Below are 2,300 nucleotides of genomic sequence, written 5' to 3'. Positions count from 1 at the left end.
GGACCGGTCACCGGAATCACGAGCTGCCGGCCCTGGATCAGGGGCAGGAACAACGCGGTGATCGTCAGGTCGAACGTCACCGACGAGTACAGAACGCTGCCGATCCCCCCGGGAACACCCGCGGGATAGTTCTGATCGCACCAGTGCAGATAGTTGACGACACCACGGTGCTCCAACGCGACACCCTTGGGCCTGCCCGTCGACCCCGACGTGTAGATGACATACGCCAGATCGTCCGGCGAAGCCACCGGCTCCGGATCGACGTCAGGACCCGCCGGCCACTGCGAATCGACCAACAGACGCTCGACCGAGTCGGGCAGCCGGTGAGCCAGATCGGAGCTGGTGATGATCAACGGCGTGCCGGTGTCGTCGATCATGTAGGTGATGCGGTCGGTGGGATACTCCGGATCCAGAGGAACGAACGCGGCACCGGCCTTCAGGATCCCCAGCAGCGTCGCGATCAGATCCGGCGAACGGTCCAGGCACACAGCGATCAAAGTGTCCGCGCCCACCCCCAGGCCCCGCAGGTGATGGGCCAGCCGGTTCGCACGCGCGTTGATCTCCCCAAAGCTCCACCGACGGCCACCCTGCGTCACGGCGATCGCGTCGGGACCCGCAGCGACCCGTTCCTCCACCAGCCCATGGATCGTCGCCCTGTCCGGATACGGACCGACGACACCGTTCCAGTCGACCAGAACCTCCCGCCGCTCCCCCACCGTCAGCATGTTCAGCTCCGACAAACGCGCCTGCGGCGCGGCCGCCACCGACGCGGCCAGCGTCGCGAAGTGGCCGGCCAACCGCTCGACCGTCGCCCGCTCGAACAGATCCGTCCGGTACTCCAGGGCCGCCAGCAGCTCACCATCCGACTCCGCGGCGGTCAGCTGGAGATCGAACTTGGCGTCCTGACCGCCTACACCGGCTTGCTCGACCGTCAGGCCGGGCAGGCTCCACGCGTTGCCGTCCGGGGTGTTCTGGAAGACGAACAGGGTCTGGAACAGTGGGTTGCGGGACAGGTCCCGGTCGGGGGCCAGCTCGTCGACGAGGCGTTCGAAGGGGAGGTCCTGGTGGTCGTAGGCGCCGAGGGCGGTGTCCTTGACCCGGGCCAACAGCTCGGTGAAGGCCGGGTCGCCGGACAGGTCGGTGCGCATGACCAGCGTGTTGACGAAGAAGCCGATCAGATCCTCGGTCTCCGCACGATTGCGGCCCGCGATCGGAGTGCCGACCGCGATGTCGTCCTGGCGGCAGTACCGGGCCAGGACGATCTGGAACAGGGACAGCAGCGCCATGAACAGACTCGCGCCCTGCCCGCTCGCCGTCGCCCGCAGCGCCTCCGTCACCTCCGACGGCACCGAGAAGTACACGGTGTCGCCCTCGGCGCCCTCCCTCTCGGCCGGCCGACCGTGGTCGGTCGGCAGCTCCAGGGCCGGCACCCCCGCGAGGCGCTCGCGCCAGTACGCCAACTGTCCTTCCAGGAAGTCACCGCTGAGCTGGTTCCGTTGCCAGACGGCGAAGTCCGCGTACTGCACGGGCAGTTCCGTCAGTGACGCCTCGCGGCCGGAGACAGCGGCCGCGTACAGCTCGCGCAGCTCTCGCGTGAGGATCCCGGACGACCAGCCGTCCGACACGATGTGATGCAGCGTGATCAGCACGTACTGGTCGTCGTCCGCGAGCCGCACCACGTCCACCCGCAGGAGCCGTCCGCCGTCCAGCTCGAACGGCCGCCGTGCCTCGGCTGCCATGATCTCCAGTGCGGCCCGCTCCCGGTCCGCCGTCGGAACGGTCCGGACGTCGTGCACCACCGGAGTGACCGACCACGGCGCGTCCACGATCTGTGCGGGACGGCCTGAGTCGTCCGTGACGAACCGGGTGCGCAGCACCTCGTGCCGGGTCACCAGACCGGTGAACGCCGTACCCAGCGCACCGGCGTCGAGGACGCCCCGCACCCGCAGACCGAACGGCACGAGGTATTCGGCGCTGCCCGGCGTCAACTGGTCCAGGAACCAGAGCCGCTGCTGCGCGAACGACAGCGGCAGTGGGCCGCTGCCACGGTCGACCGGAACCAGCGGCTCCTCGTCGGCCGTCTCCAGCTCGCGCACGACCCCGGCGAGTGTCGCCACTGTGGGCGAGGTGAAGAGGGCACGCACGGGGACGTCCACCCCGAGCCGTTGCCGCAGACGCGACGTCACCTGCGTGGCGAGCAGTGAGTGTCCGCCCAGTTCGAAGAAGTTGTCGTGGATGCCGACGGTGTCGACGCCGAGGACGTCGGACCACACGCCGGCGATGGTCTCCTCGGTCGAGTT

The 2,300-nt window shown here is 68.9% G+C and carries 1 protein-coding gene; it reads right to left on the bottom strand.

What is annotated here, in order from left to right; all coding sequences use genetic code 11:
- A partial coding sequence (locus ACZ7KF_RS41505; protein ID WP_471087902.1) for a condensation domain-containing protein occupies positions 1 to 2,300 on the bottom strand: 2,300 nt, incomplete at both ends.

This window comes from Streptomyces sp. NPDC038200 (genome assembly GCF_055600785.1).
The sequence above is the reverse complement of the archived record's forward strand: the minus strand, read 5'-3'. Positions and strand labels throughout refer to the sequence as shown.